The sequence below is a fragment of the Candidatus Eisenbacteria bacterium genome, assembly GCA_016930695.1.
Taxonomy (GTDB): domain Bacteria; phylum Orphanbacterota; class Orphanbacteria; order Orphanbacterales; family Orphanbacteraceae; genus JAFGGD01.
The window spans coordinates 1-19,731 of the sequence record JAFGGD010000010.1; the positions used below are offsets into that span (position 1 = coordinate 1).

18 protein-coding genes are annotated in these 19,731 nt (G+C 66.2%); 12 read left to right on the forward strand and 6 right to left on the reverse strand.

The genetic code is table 11. From position 1 onward, the window contains the following. Positions 1 to 253: 253 nt before the first annotated feature. The 5 genes from JW958_01410 to JW958_01430 all read left to right on the forward strand — a co-directional run bounded on the left by JW958_01410 (position 254) and on the right by JW958_01430 (position 3,968). Positions 254 to 862: a sulfotransferase family protein gene (locus JW958_01410; GenBank protein ID MBN1824891.1), complete on the forward strand. Its 609-nt coding sequence runs from the start codon at positions 254 to 256 to the stop codon at positions 860 to 862. A 194-nt stretch (positions 863 to 1,056) separates the two neighbouring features. Then, positions 1,057 to 1,779: an ABC transporter ATP-binding protein gene (locus JW958_01415; protein MBN1824892.1), complete on the forward strand. Its 723-nt coding sequence runs from the start codon at positions 1,057 to 1,059 to the stop codon at positions 1,777 to 1,779. Next, on the forward strand, positions 1,763 to 2,641 hold the full coding sequence (locus tag JW958_01420) for a hypothetical protein (GenBank protein MBN1824893.1): 879 nt from the start codon (positions 1,763 to 1,765) through the stop codon (positions 2,639 to 2,641). The genes JW958_01415 and JW958_01420 overlap by 17 nt, the downstream gene beginning before the upstream one ends. Next, positions 2,638 to 3,270, forward strand: coding sequence for a hypothetical protein (locus tag JW958_01425; protein MBN1824894.1), 633 nt, complete (start codon positions 2,638 to 2,640; stop codon positions 3,268 to 3,270). The genes JW958_01420 and JW958_01425 overlap by 4 nt, the downstream gene beginning before the upstream one ends. Before the next feature lie 68 nt (positions 3,271 to 3,338). Continuing rightward, entirely contained in the window at positions 3,339 to 3,968 is a 630-nt protein-coding gene (locus JW958_01430) for a deoxynucleoside kinase (protein MBN1824895.1), read from the forward strand. On the opposite strand, the gene JW958_01435 is transcribed toward JW958_01430, so the two are convergent. The 4 genes from JW958_01435 to JW958_01450 all read right to left on the reverse strand — a co-directional run bounded on the left by JW958_01435 (position 3,903) and on the right by JW958_01450 (position 5,969). Then, positions 3,903 to 4,178: a DUF2007 domain-containing protein gene (locus JW958_01435; GenBank protein ID MBN1824896.1), complete on the reverse strand. Its 276-nt coding sequence runs from the start codon at positions 4,176 to 4,178 to the stop codon at positions 3,903 to 3,905. The genes JW958_01430 and JW958_01435 overlap by 66 nt on opposite strands. A gap of 73 nt (positions 4,179 to 4,251) precedes the next feature. Beyond that, complete coding sequence (locus tag JW958_01440) at positions 4,252 to 4,431, reverse strand: hypothetical protein (protein MBN1824897.1); 180 nt, start codon at positions 4,429 to 4,431, stop codon at positions 4,252 to 4,254. Positions 4,432 to 4,536: 105 nt separating this feature from the next. Continuing rightward, positions 4,537 to 5,220, reverse strand: coding sequence for a YIP1 family protein (locus JW958_01445; protein MBN1824898.1), 684 nt, complete (start codon positions 5,218 to 5,220; stop codon positions 4,537 to 4,539). Continuing rightward, entirely contained in the window at positions 5,220 to 5,969 is a 750-nt protein-coding gene (locus tag JW958_01450) for an endonuclease V (protein MBN1824899.1), read from the reverse strand. The genes JW958_01445 and JW958_01450 overlap by 1 nt, the downstream gene beginning before the upstream one ends. Before the next feature lie 63 nt (positions 5,970 to 6,032). On the opposite strand from JW958_01450, the gene JW958_01455 reads away from it, so the two are divergent. Continuing rightward, positions 6,033 to 7,007 (forward strand): 50S ribosome-binding GTPase, encoded by a 975-nt coding sequence (locus tag JW958_01455; GenBank protein MBN1824900.1) that lies wholly within the window; start codon positions 6,033 to 6,035, stop codon positions 7,005 to 7,007. 21 nt (positions 7,008 to 7,028) lie between these two features. On the opposite strand, the gene JW958_01460 is transcribed toward JW958_01455, so the two are convergent. Further along, entirely contained in the window at positions 7,029 to 9,803 is a 2,775-nt protein-coding gene (locus JW958_01460; GenBank protein MBN1824901.1) for a PD40 domain-containing protein, read from the reverse strand. 187 nt (positions 9,804 to 9,990) lie between these two features. On the opposite strand from JW958_01460, the gene JW958_01465 reads away from it, so the two are divergent. After that, positions 9,991 to 10,599 carry an NYN domain-containing protein gene (locus JW958_01465; protein ID MBN1824902.1) on the forward strand — a complete coding sequence of 203 codons (609 nt, stop codon included), beginning with the start codon at positions 9,991 to 9,993 and terminating at the stop codon, positions 10,597 to 10,599. Between the two features lie 404 nt (positions 10,600 to 11,003). Here the strand turns inward: JW958_01465 and JW958_01470 are convergent, their stop codons facing one another. Continuing rightward, positions 11,004 to 11,453, reverse strand: a complete 450-nt coding sequence (locus tag JW958_01470; protein MBN1824903.1) for a hypothetical protein — start codon at positions 11,451 to 11,453, stop codon at positions 11,004 to 11,006. Positions 11,454 to 11,716: 263 nt separating this feature from the next. Between JW958_01470 and JW958_01475 the strand changes: the two genes are divergently transcribed. The 5 genes from JW958_01475 (at position 11,717) to JW958_01495 (ending at position 19,528) form a co-directional block, all read left to right on the forward strand. After that, positions 11,717 to 13,111, forward strand: coding sequence for a TolC family protein (locus tag JW958_01475; GenBank protein ID MBN1824904.1), 1,395 nt, complete (start codon positions 11,717 to 11,719; stop codon positions 13,109 to 13,111). Continuing rightward, the gene (locus JW958_01480; GenBank protein MBN1824905.1) at positions 13,108 to 14,148 is read left to right on the forward strand and encodes an efflux RND transporter periplasmic adaptor subunit; all 1,041 of its coding nucleotides are present in this window, start codon (positions 13,108 to 13,110) and stop codon (positions 14,146 to 14,148) included. The genes JW958_01475 and JW958_01480 overlap by 4 nt, the downstream gene beginning before the upstream one ends. Positions 14,149 to 14,155: 7 nt before the next feature. Next, the gene (locus JW958_01485) at positions 14,156 to 17,290 is read left to right on the forward strand and encodes an efflux RND transporter permease subunit (protein ID MBN1824906.1); all 3,135 of its coding nucleotides are present in this window, start codon (positions 14,156 to 14,158) and stop codon (positions 17,288 to 17,290) included. Positions 17,291 to 17,911: 621 nt separating this feature from the next. After that, positions 17,912 to 18,115, forward strand: a complete 204-nt coding sequence (locus tag JW958_01490; protein ID MBN1824907.1) for a hypothetical protein — start codon at positions 17,912 to 17,914, stop codon at positions 18,113 to 18,115. A gap of 651 nt (positions 18,116 to 18,766) precedes the next feature. Continuing rightward, positions 18,767 to 19,528, forward strand: a complete 762-nt coding sequence (locus JW958_01495; protein MBN1824908.1) for a trypsin-like peptidase domain-containing protein — start codon at positions 18,767 to 18,769, stop codon at positions 19,526 to 19,528. The last annotated feature ends 203 nt before the right edge of the window (positions 19,529 to 19,731 follow it).

Consider the following 19,731-nt stretch of genomic DNA (forward strand, 5'->3'; position numbering starts at 1 on the left):
CGGTTTCCTCGGGGCTGTACTTCACGCTCTTCCGGAGCGGCGGCTCCTCGGAATCGAAACGGGTGACGCTCATCCGCTGACGCCGCGCGCGGGGTAAAACGACCGGGGCGGGCCTTACGGGGTCCGCCCCTTTTTTCGCGCCCGGACCTCCTTCGCCTCTCCCCTTTTTCGCGCGTATCGTGTAATCTAACGGGAGGACACGGAACGAGAAAGACAGGCGGACGGTTCCCCGTCCGGGCAAGGAGGACCTTCGATGGCGTCGTTTTGGAAGCGGTTGTTCGGCGGCGGGCACGGGGAGCCGGTCATCATCGTCTCCGGCCTTCCCCGCTCCGGGACGTCGATGGCCATGAAGATGCTCGAAGCGGGCGGGTTCGCCCCCGTCCAGGACGGCATCCGCACGGCGGACCTGGACAACCCGAAGGGATACTACGAAGACGAGCGGGTCAAGGACCTGCACAAGATGGAAGACAAAAGCTGGGTGCGAAACGCCCGCGGAAAGGTCCTCAAGGTGATCTCTTTTCTGTTAAAGGATCTCCCTGAGGAGAACGACTACAAGGTGATCTTCATGCGGCGGGAGGTGGCCGAGGTTCTCGCTTCGCAGAACAAGATGCTCGACCACCGCGGCGAGGAGTCCGAGACCGAGGACGCCCGCATGGCCGAGATCTACCGGGATCACCTGGAGAAGGTGGATGTTCTGCTCCGGACCCGCGAGAACTTCACCTGGATCGACATTCCCTATAGCGAGGCGATCCGAAACCCTCTCGAGCAGGCGGACAGAATCAACCGCTTCCTCGGCGGCGGGATGGACGTGCGGAAGATGGCCGCCGTGGTCGATCCGGAACTCTACCGGAACCGCGCCTGACCGGAAACGGAAGCGGCGCCCGATGTGGGCGGCCGGCGATGCGTCCGGAACGCGGGTCGTTTCGGACGCTTTCTTTTCCGCCCGCCTTTTGCGGTGAACTTTTCCGGCGCGCGCGCGTTTCTTCATCGGAAGGCGTTCACGGCCGCACATCGATCGGTCCGCCCGGCGTCTCGCGCCGGACGGGGAGGGAGACGGTGGACATCGAGATCCGTGGTCTCGCGAAGGATTTCGCCGACTGCACCGCCCTCGCCGGCGTGGACCTCGCCGTGGAATCCGGCGAGCGGGTCGGTCTCGTCGGGGCGAACGGCGCCGGAAAGAGCACGCTCCTTCACATACTGATGGGTTTTCTCGCGCCGGACCGGGGCGAGGCCCGCGTTCTCGGCGTCCCCGCCGGGGATCCGGGAGACGGGGTCAAGGAGCGGATCGGTTTCGTCCCCGAACTCTCCGGTCTTCTCCCCTGGGCGACGGCGCGCGACCTCGCCGGCCTCTACCGGTCCCTCTACCGCCGTTGGGACGACGGTGTTTATCAGCGGCTTGTCCGCCGCTGGGAGATCGCCGAGTATCGCCGCGTCCGGGAGCTGTCCAAGGGGCAGGCCCGTCTCGCCGAACTCGCCCTTTGCTTCGCCGCGCGCCCCGACCTCCTTCTCCTCGATGAGCCTTTCCACGGGCTCGACGCGGTGATGCGGTTCCGCGTGATGGAAGAGATGGAGAGGATGAATCGGGAGCGGGGAACCACGCTCTTGACCTCCTCGCACATCCTGCACGACGTGGAGAAGATCAGCCGGCGGGTGGTGGTGCTCCGGGAGGGGGAGATCCTTCTCGACCGGCGGGTGGAGGCGCTCGACGGGGGGCTGGAGAAGACCTTCGTCCGGCTCTACGATCTGGATGGGGAGGAGGAAGATGACGACGGACGGTAGGGCGCGCCCCTCTTTTCTCCGGAACCCTCGTCTCGCGCTTCCCCTCTTTTTTCTGAGGAGCTTCTACTTTCAGCCCGCCGCCAACCCGGTCCTTCCCGTCGTGCTCGCCTTCCTTCTCTTTTTCTGGGCCGAAGGGAGCCTCGACCGGCTTCATCTGGCCCTTCTTCTCTACCTTTTCGTCCCCGCCCACATGCGGGCGGCGGATCCCTTCGGCGGCGACGACCCGGAGGGGGAGGGGGGAGCGGTTCGCCGCGCCTTCCGCGCCCTGCCGGTCCGGCCGGAACGCCTCTTTTCCTCCTACCTCGTCGCCACGGCGGTGTACGCCGCGGCGGTCTGGGCGCTGATCGCTTTCGGCGTGGACCGCTTCTCCCGCCCGCCCGACTGGACGAGCCTGCAGATGATTTCCACCCCCGGACGGGACGGCGACACAATCCGCTCTTGGGTCGGTTTCGCCCAGAACGCCCGGGGCGTTTACCGCTTCGCGACGCGCGTCATCGAGCGGTCCTTCCTCTACGACACCGCGGGCGGAGTGCGGGCCGCGGCGCCGCTCCTCTCCGCTTTCTTCCTCGCTTCCTTTTTGCATCAATCGATCTACAGGATCGGCCGCGGACTCGGGCGGGCGAGGCGCGCCTCTCTCTCCCCGCTCCACGCCCTTCCGGCCGCGCTCTACATGCTTCTCGGCGCCGCTTTCTTGGCCGAAATTTCCCTCGACCGGGCCGAGACCGCCGCCTGGGTCCGCGCGCTCCTCGAACGGGCGCCGGCGCTCGGCGTCTTTCTGGCGTTGAGCCTCACGGGAACCGTTCTCTCCGCGGCGCTTCTTTTCCGCTCGGTCCGCCGGGACCTTCGGGGGGGCGCTTCGTGAGCGGCGGCGGGCGGGCCGGCGCCTACCGGCGGCTCTTCCGGCTCCACGCCCGAACCTTCGCCGCCGTGCACCGCCTGAACGCGTTGAACGTCGCCATCGCGCTCCTTTACCTCTTCGGCGCGCCGGGCGGCGTTCGCCTGACGGTGAGCCGCGGCGTCTATCTCTTTCTTCTCTTCCTGGTCGCCGCCGTCGCCCAAACACAAACGCTCCGCCGGAACGCCGGCTCGCTCTCTTTCTATCTCCGCCTCCCGATCCGGGACCGAACGGCGCTCCTCCTTTACTACGCCGCCGTCGCCCTCCCCGCGGCGGCGGCCCTCGCGCTCGCCGCGTTTCTCCTCCGCGCGGCCGGGGCGGGCGGGGACCCCGGTTTCGGGACCCGGTTCGGCCACGCCCTCTTCGCCGTCCTCGCCGTCCCCTCCCTGGCGGTGAACCTGCGGATCGCCCTCAGGACCCATCCCCTCCTCCCGGCGGGATACTTCGTGCTTCTCGGATTCCTGCTCATCTTCATCCAATGGGGGGTCGAGGTGGCGCCCGCGACCGGTCTCGGGCCGGGGGCCTCTTCCGCGGCGCTCCTGTTGCTCGTCAACTACGCCCTCGGGTTCCCCGCGCTCCGCCTTCTCCGTGTCTGAGTTCCCACCCTTGCCCGGCGCGCCCCGGACCGGTACAATCGTCGCCGGAACCACGAAGGGGGGACGCGATGTTGGTCGGCTTCGCGGGGAACTGCGGAACGGGCAAGTCCACCATCAGCCGCGAGGTGGCGCGCCACTACAACGGCATTCTCGTCCTCGAAGACGAGAAGGCGAACCCCTATTTCTCCGATTTCATCACCGGCCGGAAAGAGACCGCCTTCCACGCGGAACTCGCCTTCCTCTCCAACAAGCTTCTGGACATCGAGAACGCCAACCCGCGGAAGATGGTGGTGGTGGACAGGATCCCCGAGGAGGACGTGGAGATCTTCGCGCGCTACTGGGCCGACCAGGGTCTTCTGAACCCGATCGATTTCGAACTCTACCGGCAGGTGGCGGGGCAACTCCTCCGCGCCGCGCGATCCTTCGACGTGATCGTCTATCTTCACGGCCCGGTGGATCTGTTGGTGGAGCGGCTCAGGAACCGGCGGGACAGCGCCTTCAACGAACGCGTGGAGAGGATGGTCCTGGCGTTGCAGCCTCTCTACGAGGAATGGGTCGAGCGGCTCGACGCGCCGCTGATCCGCCTCCCCATCGACGAGCACGACCTCAAGGGCTCGGAGGGGAAAGAGGAGCTAGCGCGTCTCATCGAGGCCATCGAACGTTTCCGATTCCCCCTCTTCGGCGACCAATCCGGGTAGCTTTCGCCCGGTGAGGAGTTCCCGCGCCCGTTCCTCGTCCTCGGGGTTCACCAGAATCCGCACCGTCCCGAGCCCGTCGATCGTGATCGGCTGCACCGATTGAACGATGGGCGACTGATAGACGCAGGGGATTCCCTCGCTGTCGAGCAGGGACTTGACGACCATCGCCTCTTCGTTGTTCTGCATTTTCGCGATCACGACCAGTTTCATCGTTTCTCTCCTTTCGCCCGAGTATACCCGAAGGACGGCGGCGCGGCCATCGGTCGGCGCCCGGTGGCGGCGATCAGCGCGACCGCGCGATCAGATAAACCCAGTTGGCGATCCATCCGGCCGCGAATAACGCGGCGAGGGGAAGGCGGAGGCGGGAAGTGAGGCGCGGCGCGGGGGCGCGGAGGCGGAGCGCCCGGCAAGCGATGTGCGCCGCCGCCCAGAGAATCGCCCCGGCGGCGGCCGCGGTCACCATCGGGTTTTGGAGAAACGCGCCGGCCGGATCAGCGCCGCCGCGCCCCCGAAGAAGATCGCCCAGGGCGGCGCGTGCGCCTCCCCTCCGCCCGGGTCCGTGATTACTTCATCCATGCAAAATCACTCCGGTCAACATCGCCGCGGCGAAAAGACCGAGACAGCCGACCATCAGGATCGCCGGAAGAAGCACCGCCGCGATCCCCCGGCCGGTGGTGGCCTCCTGGCATTCCCGGAGGCCGATCACGCAGACGGCCGCCGCCCACACCTTGCCGACCGGCCCTCCGCAGCAGGGAATCAGCGAGAGCAGGAGAGGCGCCGTGGAGTAGCAGACCACCCGGAAGGTGGTCTCGAAGGGGCGCTTCGCCCCCCCGAGGACGAGAAGACCGCCGTGGATCAGCCCGGCGACCACGAGAAGAAGGAGCGCCATCGTGATCGGCGCCAGAACGATTTTGATCCAGGAGAACGCCCAGCCGGCGAGGAGGGGGGCGAAGGGAGCGCCGCCCGCTCCGCCGTGGGCGAGCCAGAAGGGGGTGAAGAAGAAACCCCAGATCGATTCCACAAAGGCGGTGATTCCGGCGATCCCCATGCCGAAAAGAGCCGCGTCCGTGAGGTTGCCGCTCCGGCGAAGATCCCGGAAGAAAGCCGTCGGCCGGAGAGACGACTCCACGATCGTCTTTCCGAAACCGCCCACCGCGCCGAAGCGTTCCCGCCTCTCCCAGGGAGGGCCGTCCGCCGTTCCGTTTCGGATTTTTCCCCCGGTCTCTTCCCTCGTTTCCTCGTCTTTTTCCATCACTTCTCCTCTCGGTTCGGCGCCGTGTTCGGGTTCCTCCTCGAATTACGCGCGCGGGGGTCCCCCGGTTCCGTCCCCCTCTCCTTCCGGAAACGGTTGACCGCGTGGTGGGCGAGGCGGGTCGGTTCGGGGAGGCGGCGCCCCGCCCCGCAACGGAGGACCGCCTCCAAGGCGCGGGCCGTGCCGATCCGGTGTCCCGGCGAGACGTAGACCGGCTTCACCCCGTCGCGGGTGCGGAGCGCCGCCCCCACCGTCCTTCCGTTGTGGCGGAGGGGCGCGCTGTCGCCGCGCCGCGGTCCCGGTTCGTCGTGTTCCCCAATGAGGAGCGTTTTGGCGCAGCCGACGGCCGGCAGATCGAGGATCAGACCGACGTGCGACGCGAGGCCGAAGCCGCGGGGGTGGGCGATCCCCTGCCCGTCGAAGAGGACCAGGTCCGGCGTCCCTTTCAGTTTGCGGAAGGCGTCGAGCAGGAGGGGAGCCTCGCGGAAGCTGAGCAACCCGGGAATGTAGGGAAAGGGGCTCCTTCCGTGGGCGCGCGATTCTTCGACCGGCTCCAGCGTGGCGCCGTCCAAAAGAAGCACGACGGCGAAGAAGAGGTCGCTCCCCCGGTCGTAGGAGACATCCGCGCCCGCCACCAGCCTCGGGCGACGGGGCCCGCCGCGGAGCACGAGCCGGGGCGCCAGCTCCTCCTGCAGCCGGATCGCGCGGCGGTAGGAGAGATCCCATCGATGGAGCGAGCGGAAACGCACGGTCCGTACCCCCTTGAGAGCGCATCGCTCCGCCAGTATACTGGCGATCGGGAGGACCTTTCCATGCCGGCGAACCTGACCCCCGCCTATCATGCCGCGGAGGCCAAGTACAAGGAGGCGGCCAATCCCCGGGACAAGCTGAAGGCTCTCCGGGGAATGCTCTCCGCGCTTCCCAAGCACAAGGGGACCGAAAAGATCCAGGCGGATCTCAAGCGCCGGATCGCGCTTCTCGGCGAAGAGGAAGAGAACGCGAAGAAGAAGGGGGGGCGGGGTCCTTCGCCGGATTACGTTCCCCACGAGGGATCGGGCCAAGTGGTCCTCGTCGGCGGCCCGAACGCCGGCAAATCGGCGCTCCTCGGCGCGTTGACCGGCGCCGAACCGGAGGTGGCTCCCTACCCCTTTTCCACGCTCCGCCCGCGACCGGGAATGGCGGAGTATGAGGACGTGCAGATCCAGCTGGTGGACACGCCCCCCTTTTCGGACGAGTTCATGGAGTCCTGGCTGGGGAACGTGCCGCGCAACGGTCACGCCGTTCTTCTCGTCGTCGATCTCTCCGGCGAGGACCCCGAGGACCAGCTTCTCGCCCTTCTCGGCCACCTGGAAGAAGCGGGCCTGCATGTCGTTCCCGAGGAGTCCTGGGAGGAGCCGATCGAGGACGAGGTGTACGGCAAGCGCGCCCTTCTCGTGGGAACCAAGGCGGACCTGGCGGGCCCCCCTCCGGAAAAAGCGGGGGACTTTCCCCTCCACCCGGTCTCGGTCCAAACCGGCGCGGGTCTCTCGGAGATTCCCCCGCTCCTCTTTCGCATGCTCCGGATCTTCCGGGTTTATTCCAAAATGCCCGGGCACAAGCCGGATCTCTCCCGCCCCTTCACCCTCCCCATCGGATCGACGGTGGGCGATCTCTGCCGGCAGGTGCACAAGGACTTCGCCGAGAAACTCCGTTTCGCCCGGCTCTGGCGGGAGGGTTCCTTCCAGGGGATCCAGATCCATCGGGATCACGTGCTGGAGGACCGGGACGTGGTCGAGCTTCATATGTAGAGGGATTTCCCCTCTTCGTTTTTAATCCGCCCCGCGCGGACCGGCCGTCCAGCGTTCCGTCCAGAAGTCGGCGTCCACCGCGAAATACCACTCCATCTCCGCCCCCTCGCCGATCTCCCGAGCCGCGCCGGCGGTGAGATGGACGGTCCGCGCCCCCGCGAAGGGGAGGAAGATGCCGGAGAAGAGGCGGAGGCCGAGTTCCGACGCCGCGGCCCGGACCCTCTCCGTTCCCCCGCTCCCCTCGTTCCAGGCGATCCCCTCCCTGTAGCGAAGCCGGTGGGTGAGCCTCTCCAGGTAAAAGGGGCCGACGGCGAGGCCGAGGTCCTCCGACCAGGGATAGGAGAAGGAGACGCCTCCGAGGGCGGCGCGCGTCCCGGCGACGGCGCGGATCGGCCGCTCGATCCCATAGGGGTAAAGTGTCGTGATTCGTTTTCGCGCGCCGCTCTCCACCGCGATCGCGCCGTCGAAGCCGAGGAAGGCGTCGCTCCGGAAGAGGGCGCGGGTCCACGCCCCCTCCGCCTCCCAGCGTTCGGGAAGCGCGACCGGCGATCCCCGATCGACGCCCCGTTCCCAGCGGAGGGCGAGGAGCGTCCGGCTCCGCGGGAAACCGGCGCGACGGGAGAGGCCGGCGCGGAGGAGCGTCTCCCGGACCGTGTCGGCCCCGCCGGCCTCCGTCCGCTTCCGGACGAGCCGGGCGAGCGATGCGTCCAGGGTGAATCGCGTCGCCCAGGAGGTGAAGCGGAAGGGGAGTTCGATCCCGATCGATCCGCCGCGCGTGTTCTCCCGCCATGCCCCGCGCTTCTCCTCGCCGAGATTCCCCTCCAGGCGCACCGTCGGCGTGAAGGAACGGATTTCGTAAAGGAGCGATCCTTCCCGAAGGGCGCCGTCCCAGCGGAGGCGGCCGCTCATATGGAGACGGTGGGTGTCGGTCGGGTCGGCGAGCAGATCCTCCACGCGGAGGGAGACCGATTCGGATCCGATCGACTCGATCGCCGGCTCCGGTCGCGGCCGCACCTCCCGTATCGGGTGGAAGGGGCGGGCCGGAACGGAGCGGGCGCCGGGGAAAGAACGGTCCGTCTCCCCGAGGAGCGCCTCGCCGCTCCATTCCGGAACGGTCCGCGCGCCGGCGTCCCCGCCCGGGTTTCCGTCGATCCTCTCGATCGCGCTCCCGTAGCGGCCTCGGGAGACCACCGCCCAGATCCCGTCGTCCGGGCCGGGACCGGGGCGTCGAACCCGGTCCGGCGCGGCGAATCCCTCCGTTTCGACCGGAACGGTCACCGGTTGTACGGCGAGCGGGACGATGCGCGGCCCGCCGCTCCCGTAGTCGAGGACGCGCGCCCGCCCGCCCGCGGTAAAAGGCTCGAAGGGGACCGCCCCTTCCGGCGCGGCGGGCTGGAAGGCCCGGCCGGATTCACTTCGGGGATCAACAAACCAAGCCTTTCGTTCCCCTTCCGGGGAGAGCGCCGTGAGAAGGAGCGTCCCTTCCGGGCCGGCGGCGATTCGATCGATCCGGCCGACCCGCTCGGGGACGACGATTCTCTCCTCGATCCCCTCTCCCGGATCGACGGCGAGAAGGAGGACCGTGTCCACGGAGTCGTCGTAGGCGAGCGCCGCGATCCGCCCGTCCTCGGTCCAGGCGGGCTCCGCCGCGCGCGCACCCCGAGTCAACCGCCGTCCCTCCCCCGAATCCGCGTCGTAGAGGAAAAGGTCGTTCCGCGGTTCGTTGGAAGGACCGGGGACGCGGCGCGCGTAGACGAGAAAACGACCGTCCGGCGACCAGGCGAGGCCGGCGCCGACCGGCTCCCCGTCGATCAGGCGGATCCGTTCTTCCCCCGCCCGGCGGAGATAGAGTTCGGGCCAGTAGGTGTCCTCGTCCCGAACCGCGACGAGGGCGAGATCCTCCCTCGACGAAAACGCGAAACCGAGGGGACGTTCGATCGCGCGGGGGAGGGGGATCGATTGTCCCGCGGGCGCATCCACTCCCGCCGCGGTGCGGAGATCGGCGAGCCAGGCCTCGTGGATCTCCTTCTCCCCCATGCCGGTCGCCCGGCGGAGGGCGCCATCGAAAGACCAACGGGGTGGGCGCATCTCCCGGTTCACGCGCGCGACCGCGTCTTTTCCGAAGCGCCGGACGAACCAGCGCATCTTGGATTCCCCGATCCTATAGATGAGAATGTTATCCAGGAGGTCCCCCTGGTCCACGTCGTCCAGGCGGTGGAGAGGGGGGACCTCTCCGCTCCGCGCGATCACCCGGACCAGATCCTGTTCGCGCGCCTCGGCGGCCGGCTTCTCCGCCGCCGACGGGAGCCCCTCCACCCACCAGTCCGGGATGTTCGTGAGCGCCGCCGGCGCCAGAACCGGCTCCAGCAGGCGTCCGCCGAAGGCGTGGTAGTGACAGACATGGGTGAGTTCGTGGAGGGTGACCTGCCGGAGAAAATCGTGTCTTTCCGGCTCGCGGTCGAGCGGGTAAAGCTCCAGTTCGATGCGCGGCCAGGCGGGGTAGGAACGCCCGCCGGAAAGGTCGTCCCAAGCGGTGATCCGGATGTCGATCCTTCCGGCCGGGGCTCCGCCGGTCGCGCGGGCGAGACCGGGGAGCGCCTCCTCGGCTGTGGCGAGGACGCGGCGGGCGACGCGCTCTTCCCGGGCGGGGAAGATCACGCGGAACCGCTCCGTCGCCAGAGAGCGCCAGCGGGCGTCCGGATGGTTTTCCCCCGCCGCGAATCCGGCCGCGGACACCGCCGCCGGGACCGTCTGAAGAAAAATCGCGAGCAACGCCGCCGGGATCCGCTTCCGCATCGACTCCTCCCGGGAGGCAGCCTACACCTCTTTCCGGATTCGGGAAAGGGTGCGCCCGGCCCGCCGAAACGAGGGAGGGTTCGCCTAAAATGAAAAATAGCGCTATGCTGGTGAAAGCCGATAATCCACCGGGACCGACCGCCGGCGGGGATGATCGGCATCCACTTTATCGAACAGGGGAGTAAAGATGAGTGTCATGCGTTGCGCCGTATTTATCGATGGAGCGTATCTGGAGAAACTGCTCCGGGACGAGCAGGGGGGGATCCCCATCGATCTGGAGAAACTATCCGATTGGCTGATGGAAAAGGTGCGCCGGAGCACCGTCGACATTCCGGTGGCCCATCTGCGCAGCTATTATTACCATGCCCTCCCGTGGGAGCCGCACGAGGGCGCGACCCGGGAGGAGCGCGAGCGCGTGCAGAACAAGCGCTCCTTCTTTCACCGTATCGAACACCTGAACCGTTTCGAGGTCCGCCTGGGGAGGACGCAGCGTTTCTTCGACGAGGCGTGCGGCGTTTACCGCTTCGAGCAGAAGGGGGTGGACGTCCTTCTCTCGGTGGACATGGTTTCTCTCGCCGCGCGCGGGGACATTCAATACGCGGTGCTCCTCGCGCCGGACGGAGACTTCGTCCCCGCGGTCAAGGCGGCGAAGAACAGCGGTACCGTGATCTTCCTGGGCGCAGGCGAATCGCCGCCTCCCGCCTGGGAGCTTCGTAAGGAATGCGACCAGTACATCCCCCTCGATCGGGAGGCCATGCAAAAACTCCGCCGCGATCGTTCGACGTACACGGAATAGGCGCGAGGGGGGGAGAAGAGGATCACGTCGCGACCGGAATCGGTCTCGGTATCGATTCATTCCCTTCCCCCGCCGGTCTCCCTTCGGGGCGCGGTGAGGGAAATTCGAAGAATCAGGCGCGGTGCGTGCCGGGGGAGGGCGGGCTTTGCTCAAACACTCCCTCGCTCGCCGGACTTTTGTTATTTGATTTTCCGAGAGGAAGACCGGCGGCTGCGCAACTCGCCGCCCACCCCCGCCCCGGCCCGCTCGACTCGCCGGGCGTCTCAATCGAAGACTCCGCCCATTCTCCTCGAAGGATCACGCCGTCCGTCCGGTGAGGAGGCGGAAGGTGTGCGCGGAGAAAAGCGAGAAGAGGGAAGGACCTCACGCAAAGACGCGAAGGAAGGAAGAAGGAAGGAAAGACACTACTCCTCCCCGCCCTCTTCCTCCTCTTCGCCGCTTTTGGCGTTTCGGTACTTGCGGAACGCCTCGCCCAGCGCGTCCAGTTTCTTTTTCTTCGTTTCCGATTCGCCGCCGGAGGCGAAGAACGCGCCCAGCTCGTCCCGCTCCTTCTCCTTCCGCTTCCGAAACTCTTCCAGATCCTCGCCGAAGCCCGGACCCTTCTCCTCCCGGGGAAGGTTCTCCAGCGCCAGGTGGTCTCGGATCTCCAGGTGCGTCTCGAAGGGGTTTTCGACCAGGTCGACGATCCCCTTCTCCGCGAGGCCTCGGGCGAGGAGATAGCCGACCTCGCGGGCGTGGCCGAGGAATTCCGCCGTTTCCTCCACCGTGGGAGGTCTCTGCTCTCTGTGGCGCAGGATCCGGATCGCCGCGACGAAGAGGTGCCCCTCGTCGTAATTGGGTCCCTGTTTCTCCATCGCCGTGCCCTCCTTTCATTATGTTATCGTTAAGAAGCGCTCCCCGCCAAGAACGAATCCCCCGCTTCCCCGAACGGGTTTGACCGAAAGCGGGGGGGGGCGTTATTATTTAATGATTGATTCCGATCGGTACTTTTTCCCGGCGTCGCGGCCCGGTGCTTTCGGCCGCGGATAAGAACGAGTACCCCTTATCAAGGAGAGTGCGCCGTCTCGGGGCGCTTCCCCGGCATCCCGCTCGGCCGAGATCACGAGGTTCGAGGTTCATGACGCGACGTAATGGAACGCCCTTCGCGCTCCTCATCCTGCTCCTTCCGTTCCTCGCCTTCCTGTCCGCCGCGGCGGAGGAGGGAGGGGAGGCGTACGACCTGGACCGGTGCATCCGGACGGCGCTGGAGGCGAACCGCGGGATCCTCCTGCAGGAGGTGGAAGAGGACCGGGCGTCCCAGAGGGTGCGCGAGGCGTGGGCGGGCGCCCTCCCCCAGATCGGCCTCGAAGGGACCCTCAACCGCAACTTCAAGCGTCCCTCTTTCTTCTTCGGCGGTTTTCCGGGGGGCGAGGGGGACAGCGCCGGCGGGGAAGCGGCCCCGTCCGAGGACGTGGTCATCGAGATCGGCAACCGCTACGACTACACCGCGGCTCTCTCGCTCCGCCAACCGCTCTGGGTGGGGGGGAAGGTCGGCGCCGCGCTGAAGGCGGCGAAGATCTACGACCGCGCCGTGGACCAGGACACCCGTTCGGTGGAGAGAGAGGTGGTCCTCCAGGTCCGCCGTCTCTTTTACACCGCCCTCCTCGCCGCCGAGGAGGTGGAGGTGTATCGCTCGGCGCTGGAGCAGGCGGAGAGGAACCTCGAGATCGCCCGCCTCCGCCGCGACCGCGGCCTCGCCTCCGATTTCGAGCTTCTCCGGGCCGAGGTGGCGGTGAGCGAGGCGGAGCCCCCCCTGATCGAGGCGCGTAACCGCGTCCGCCAGTCCGAGAACGACCTCAAGATCGCCCTCGGTGTCGACCTGGATTCGGCGATCCGCCCCACCGGCGACTTCCGTTTCGAGCCGGTCCCCCCGGAGCGGATGGAGGCGCTCGCCGAACGGGCGGTGGAAGCCCGTCCCGACCGGCGCTCGCTGGCGCTCCAGGCGGATCTTCTCGCCCAGAACGTCCGGGTGAACAAGGCGGACCGCTGGCCCGGTTTCTATCTCATCGGAAGCTACCAGTTTCAAGGATCCTCCGACGATCTGGACTTTCAGGAGAGGGAGAGGACGACGGCGTACTCCGGCGGTCTTCTCGTTTCCTATCCGATCTGGACGAGCGGCGCCACGACGGCCCGCATCCGCCAGGCCGAGGCGGACCGCCGCGCAGCGATCATTCGTTTGGAGCAACTGGACGAGGAGATCCGCCGGGAGGTTCGATCGGCGGCGTTCGACATGGAGAGCGCGACCGATCGGGCCGCGGCGGCGGCGAAGACGGAGGAACAGGCGCGGCGCGCCTACGAAATCGCGGAGACCAGTTACGAAAACGGACTGCTGACCCAGGTGGAGCTGTTGGACGCGCGGCTCGCGCTCACGCGGAGCCGGGTCGCCCGCCTGCGCGCGCTGCACGACGCCCTCGCGGCGAGGGCCGCGTGGGAGCGGGCGGTGGGGCTCTCCTGGAGCGAGGAAGGATCATGATGCGGAGACGGACCGGACCGGCGGCGGCGTTTCTGGGCGCGGCGCTCCTCGTGGCCGCCGCCGGCTGCGGCGGCGGGGAGGAGCGGACGGCGGAGGAGCCGGCGACCGCGGTTCGCGTGGAGCCGGTGGCGCGCCGTTCCTTCACGGAGTACTTCGAACTGTTCGGCACGGTGCGCGGCGATCGCGAGGCGACCCTCGTTTTCGAGGTCGGCGGCGTGGTGCGCGAGATCCTCGCCGACGAGGGGGCATGGGTGAAGGCGGGTGATCCGATCGCCCGGCTGAACGACGATCTCTACTACGCCCAGCGCCGGGAGGCGGAGGCCGCCTACGCCGTCGCCCGCGACATCTACGAACGGAGCGGCGCGCTCCGCGAGAAGGGGGGGATCTCCGAGTTCGAGCTCTCCCGTCTCGAGCACGAGATGGAGGCGGCCCGCGCGCGCTTCGACGGCGCGCGCACCCAGCACGAACGGGCCACCCTCCGCGCCCCCTTCGACGGGCGGGTCGACGTCCGTTTCCTCGACGTGGGGGACTACGCCTCGCCCCTCGCTCCCTTCGTCCGCTTCCTCGACCTCGGCGCCGTGCGGATCGAAACCCCCGTCCCCGAGGTGCGCGTCGGCGCGCTCGAGGTGGGCGAGCCCGCGACGATCGTGGCGGACGCCTGGCCGGGCCGCGTCTTCGAGGGGACCGTCGCCTTCCTGAGCCGCGAAGTGGACGGGAGCGCCCGCACCGTGATGGTGGACGTGAAGGCGGCGAACCCGGACGGGGCGCTTCTCCCGGGGATGACCGTCCGGGTGAAGATGGTGAGGGAGGTGCACGAGAACGCCGTGGTGATCCCCCAGGACGCGGTGGTGGAGACCGAGAAGGGCGAGTCGGTCTTCCTCGCCTCCGGCGGCCGCGCCGTGGAGCGGCCGGTCACGGTGGGGGGCGTGTACGCCCAGACGGCGCTCATCGACGCCGGCCTCGCCGAGGCGGAGTCGCTCATCGTCGTCGGGAACCGGGACCTGGTGGACGGCCAGCGGATCCAAGTGATCGACTGAGGTGAGCATGAAGTCCCTCTCCGATTTCTCCATCGCCCACAAGACGAGCGTGTTCACGCTCTGCGTGATCATCGTGATCATGGGCGCCGCCGCCTACCGCACCCTTCCCAAGGAGGCGTCCCCCTCCATCACCCAGCCGCTGATCGTGGTGAGCGTCGCCTACTACGGCGTTTCCCCGAAGGACATGGAGTCGCTGGTCGCCAAGAAGCTCGAGACCAAGCTGGACGAAATCAAGCAGGTCAAGGAACTGCGCTCCAACACCTCCGAGGGGCTGGTGACGGTGGAGGTGGAGTTCGAGCCGAACGTGGACATCGAATCGGCGCTCCAGCGGGTGCGGGACAAGGTGAACCTGGCGAAATCGGAGATGCCCGGCGACATCGAGGAGCCGTACATCACCGAGATCAGCTTCGACGATTTTCCGATCATGATGCTGAACCTCTCCGGGCGCTACGGGCTGCTCCGCCTGAAGACCGTCGCCGAGAGGATCCAGGACCGGATCGAGTCGGTCCCGGGCGTGCTGAGCGCGGACATCAGCGGGGAGCTGGAGCGGGAGGTCCAGGTCGACGTGGACCCGGTCCGGCTGCGCGCCTATGACCTCGCCCTCTCCGACGTGATCGAGACGATCGCCGAGGAGAACCTGACCATGCCGGGCGGAAGCGTGGAGGGCGGGAAGCTGGACTTCACCGTCCGCGTCCCCGGCGAGTTCGACGACCCATCCATCGTGGGCGATCTGGTGGTCGCCGCGCCGGAGGGGCGGCCGGTTTACGTGCGGGATCTGGCGGAGGTGCGCTACGGCTTCAAGGAGAGGCTCACCTACGCGCGGCAGAACGGCGAGGAATGCATCACCGTGAGCGTGCGGAAGCGGACCGGCGAAAACCTGGTCCGGATCGCCGACGAGGTGAAGCGCATCGTCGAGGAGATGCGCCCCGGCTTCCCGCCCACCACCGAGGTCTCCATCGTGACCGACCAGTCCGATTTCATCAAGGAGACGGTGCAGGAGCTGGAGAACAACATCCTGAGCGGCCTCGTTCTGGTGGTGCTGGTCCTCTTCGCCTTCCTCGGCTTCCGCAACTCCCTCTTCGTCGCCGTGGCGATCCCGCTCAGCATGCTGATCTCCTTCCTCGTGTTCTCGCTTCTCGGATACACGCTGAACATGATCATCCTCTTCAGCCTGATCCTGGCGCTCGGCATGCTCGTGGACAACGCCATCGTGATCGTGGAGAACATCTTCCGCCACCGAACCGAGGGCTACGGCCGTGTGGAGGCGGCCTCCAAGGCGACCAACGAGGTGGCGCTGCCGGTGGTGGCTTCCACGATCACCACGATCTGCGCTTTCGGGCCGATGATCTTCTGGCCCGGCATGGTGGGCGAGTTCATGAAGTACCTCCCCATCACCCTGATCGTCACGTTGACCTCCTCCCTCTTCGTGGCGCTGGTGATCAATCCCACGCTCTGTTCGGTCCTCCTCACCGTGCCGCGGAAGACGCGGGAGAGTGTGGTGGACCGCGCCTTCCACCGCGCGCAGGCGGAGTACCGGACCCGCCTGCAGTGGGCGCTCCGCCATCCCCGCCTTTCCGTCGGAGGGGTGTTCGGCATTCTGATCCTCACCATCGTTTGTTACGGCATCTTCGGCCTCGGCGTGGAGTTCTTCCCCGACACGGATCCGGAGTACGCCTACATCGACGTCACCGCGCCGCTCGGCACGCGCCTCGAGGTGTCCGACGAGATCGTCCGCCAAATCGAGGCCGGACTCGTCGATTTTCCGGACATCAAGCAGGTGGTCGCCACCGTCGGCTCCTCGGCGGACATCTACTGGGGGGGCGGCGGCGGCACGCCTCACGCCTCGCGGGTGACGGTGGAGTTCCTCGATTATCACGACCGCTCGCAGAGCTCGCGCAAGACGATCGAGGCGATGCGCGAGCGTTTCTCCGTCATCCCGGGCGCCCGCATCGAGGTGGACAAGCCGGAGGACGGCCCCCCGACCGGCGCGCCGGTGGACGTGGAGCTGCTCGGCGAGGACTTCGACGTGCTGGGACGTTTGGCGAAGCGGGTGCGGGAGGAGATCAAGGACATCCCGGGGCTGGTGGACCTCAAGGACGATTTCGACGAGGGGCGTCCGGAGGTGCGCGTGCGGATCGACCGGCAGAAGGCGGCGCTCTACGGGCTCTCGACGGTGATGATCGCGCAGACGATCCAGACCGCGGTGATGGGGACCGAAGCGAGCAAGTACCGCGTGGGGGAGGACGAGTACGACATCACCGTCCGTTTCCGCGAAAAGGATCGGGAGGGTTTCGAGACGCTCGACCGGATCACCGTCTTCTATGAAGGGGACCACATCCCGATCTCCAACTTCACCGAGTTCGAGCTGTCCGCCGGGCTCGGGACGATCGTCCGCAAGAACCAGGATCGCGTGGTGTCGGTGACGGCGGAAACGGAGGGGCGCCTTCCCAACGACGTGCTCGCGGACGTGATCGCCCGCCTCGAGGATTTCCAGCTCCCGCCCGGTTATTCGATCCGCTTCTCCGGCGAGACGGAGGACCAGGACGAGGCGTCGGCGTTCCTCAAGACGGCTTTCGGGATCGCGCTCCTGCTGATTCTCCTCGTGCTGATCAGCCAGTTCGACTCGATCGTCCTGCCGCTTGTGATCATCATCTCTGTGCTCCTCTCTTTCATCGGCGTTCTCTGGGGGCTGATCCTTCTGCGCATGCCCTTCGGGATCATCATGACCGGGGTGGGGGTGATCTCTCTCGCCGGCGTGGTGGTGAACAACGCGATCGTGCTGATCGACTACATCCAGAAGCTGCGCGCCCGCGGCCTGGAGAAGACGGAGGCGATCATCCAGGCGGGGACGGTCCGTCTGCGGCCGGTGGTGCTCACGGCGGTCACCACCATTCTCGGTCTGATCCCGCTCGTGACCGGCCTGTCGATTGATTTTAGATCGGGAAGGATCCTGGTGGGCGGCGAGAGCACGGATTGGTGGGGGCCGATGGGCGTCGCGGTGATCTTCGGCCTCGCCGTCTCCACGTTCCTCACACTCATCATCGTGCCGGTCCTCTACGCGAGCCTCACCCGATGGTCCGAAGCGGCCGGCGCGAGAGTCTCCCGCGCGCTGGACAACAGCGAAGACCCCGCGAAGCGCTAGCTCTCCGGGTCGTAAGATCCCCTCATTCCCACGCCGGCTCTCCCTTCGGGGGACGGTCCGGATGCTTCCCCCTTCGCGCTTCCGCGCTCCGGGACTTCCTCGCCGACCCACCTCCGCCCATCTCATTTCATGGCGTAGAGCGCGAAAAGGTGTCCGGTACCGCGTATTCCTCCACCAGGACAAGTATGGATATCACCGAAATCGCCTCAGTCGCGAAGAAGGTGGGACCGCGTAACATATTGCATTTCATGCCGATAATGTATATCGCCGGATGTCCGGAGGTAGAAAATTCCTGTTTGCATCTTATCAGGATGAACGTTCCGGACGATGACTCGAGAGAGGGGTGGACCCACATCGGAAGTGGAGCATTCACCCGGCATGGAAACAGGGATGTCGGAAAAGGCCGTGATTTGAACGGGAAGGAGCGATCACGGCGAGAATTGCGGCACGGAACGCTCCGCCTGATCGGCCGATGGGGCCGAACCCGCGGCTTCTTTTCATGGTAGGCCCGTGAATAAGAAGGCCGCTCCGTTTCCGGTAGGGCGGGTCGTTCTCGGAATGGAGCGCGGCACATTGCGGTCGATGCGGAATGGACGCCTCAGGAAAGGAAAGGTGGAATAGATGGAACAAGCATGTGAATTGTTGGAAACCTGTGGATTCTTCAAGAAGTATGAAACGGCGAATGCGCTGGCTTGCAGGGGATTGATCCAGCAATACTGCAAGGGGTCCAAAATGGACCAATGCAAAAGGAAAGAGTATCGCCAGCAGCACGGACAGCCGCCGTCGGATGACATGATGCCCTCCGGGCAGATGATGAAAGCGTAGAGGCGCAGGGCCTATACCGGCGTTTGCGCGAAAGAAGAGGGGGCGGCGGCGGATCGTTCACGACGGGTGAGCGGTCGCGCCGCCGCCCCACGCCGGGCGGCCTCCGGTAAGCCCCGCCGTTAAATACCTCGCGGCTGTTGTCCTCCGCTCAAGCCCTTGCGAGGCGAATGGGGCGGGAGTCTCCTAGCGGGGGCGTCCCGGGCGATGTCCGGTTCAATCCTTTCCGTCCGGCGGGATCCGGCGGGAGATTTTCGCGCCGGATGCCCCACCGACGCGGACCCATCCGGCCGGAGTACGGCGCGGGCGATCCCTTCTCCCCATGAAGCGAAAAGGTATCCGCCACCGAATCCACTCCTTATCCCAACCCATTTGACACCACGACCTTCGCAGTCTATAATCCCTTGGAATATCCACCGCACCTTGGATCTGCTTCCCTGTTGGAAGGCTATCCGCAGGACCATCCAGAGCCCTTGGGGACTCTTGAGGAGAAATCACCAAAGGGAAAAAGGAGAAACCAGATAAAACCCGACACTAAGAATTATTCCCGGCACATCTCTTTGCGAGATTTGGCATTAAAACCGCATCCCTTTCAGGATATTCTCAAGCGGTTCTGTGGTCCGAAGGAGTTATAGAGAAACTATATACACACTGATGGATCCGATCGCCGAAGGTGCTTCAGGGCTGGGATTGGGGGATAGAGTCGTAGTGAGATACATCTTGAGCTCGGTCGCTCTCCTCCTCATCTTTGTCGGTGCCGCCTCGTGTGACGACAATCGTCAGTTCGAGAAAACTGTCGGCCGCGTTCTTATTTCCGGAACAGATTCAACAGCCATCGGCACCGCATTCGTGGCCGGCAAGTCCAAGTCCATCTATACGTGTTCCCACGTGGTGGTCCGCGATACTCTTTGGTTTGAGGGGTTCGAATCAGAATACAGATACAGAATGGCACTTCGGCAGAACCTGCCCTCCTACGACGTCGCTCTCCTGCAGCGGACTGCTGGCTCACAGCGAGAGGCTCTCGAGTTTGGCGATTTTACGCGTGTACACACCGGCGATATCATCAAGTACGTTGGTTGGGATATTCGCGTTAGGCGCTTCATTATCTGGGACGCCGTTGTGATCGCAAAGGGCACTGCTCTCGCGCCGACAGGCATGTCGGTGGATTTCCTTGAGTTTGAGGGCAAAGCCATCCCAGGGTACTCCGGTGGCCCCGTCTTAGACAGGTCTGGTCGAGTCGTGGCTATTATTCGGGAAGCCTGGCAGAAAACGGCTCCGAGAAGTGGCACCTCAATAATGATCAACCGCGCTTTCTCAATCGAGCTGCTCAGAGTAATAGACTCGGAGGTCACCACCCACTCTGTACGTTCGGCGGAGGAGGAGGCTAGTGCTCCTATGGACCTGCCGCCGAGATGAACGCGAGCGCACCATTATTCTGGGAAGTCGGGGTATTAGGGTAGTTGTGTTCAAGAATACGTTCCAACAAGCAGCTTCAGCCGACGCGTTTTTCGGTCGCGCGGCTGAGCGGCAAGGCGATGGATCCGACGCTTCGCGTCGGATCCATCGGGCCGGCGGCTGTTCCCAGCCGCTTTCGGGCCGCGAAGCGCGGCCCATCAAGC